Here is a 576-nt window from a genome sequence, read left to right on the forward strand (position 1 = left end):
CGCCAATGATGTCTAACAGTTCATTCAAGCCGACGCCGCTTCGCGGCGCAGCTTAATTCAGGCGTTAGATGCACTAAGCACATAATTGCTCACAGCCAAACTATCAGGTCAAGTCTGCTTTTATTATTTTTAAGCGTGCATAATAAGCCCTACACAAATTGGGAGATATATCATGAAAGGCTGGCTTTTTCTTGTTATCGCAATAGTTGGCGAAGTAATCGCAACATCCGCATTAAAATCTAGCGAGGGCTTTACTAAGCTTGCCCCTTCCGCCGTTGTCATAATCGGTTATGGCATCGCATTTTATTTTCTTTCTCTGGTTCTGAAATCCATCCCTGTCGGTGTTGCTTATGCAGTCTGGTCGGGACTCGGCGTCGTCATAATTACAGCCATTGCCTGGTTGCTTCATGGGCAAAAGCTTGATGCGTGGGGCTTTGTAGGTATGGGGCTCATAATTGCTGCCTTTTTGCTCGCCCGATCCCCATCGTGGAAGTCGCTGCGGAGGCCGACGCCATGGTGACGGTGTTCGGCATTCTGAATCTCACCGATGACTCCTTCTTCGATGAGAGCCGGCGG

1 protein-coding gene is annotated in these 576 nt (G+C 48.8%); it reads left to right on the forward strand.

Annotation, left to right across the window (positions count from 1 at the left end):
- Positions 1-172: 172 nt before the first annotated feature.
- Positions 173-520: a quaternary ammonium compound efflux SMR transporter QacE delta 1 gene (locus R7P74_RS28110; RefSeq protein WP_000679427.1), complete on the forward strand. Its 348-nt coding sequence runs from the start codon at positions 173-175 to the stop codon at positions 518-520.
- Positions 521-576 lie beyond the last annotated feature (56 nt).

It is taken from the genome of Vibrio sp. 2033 (genome assembly GCF_033339735.1).

Bases quoted from the DNA above. Each gene is read 5' to 3' on its own strand.
- R7P74_RS28110 (WP_000679427.1), top strand. From the start codon at position 173: ATGAAAGGCTGGCTTTTTCTTGTTATCGCAATAGTTGGCGAAGTAATC.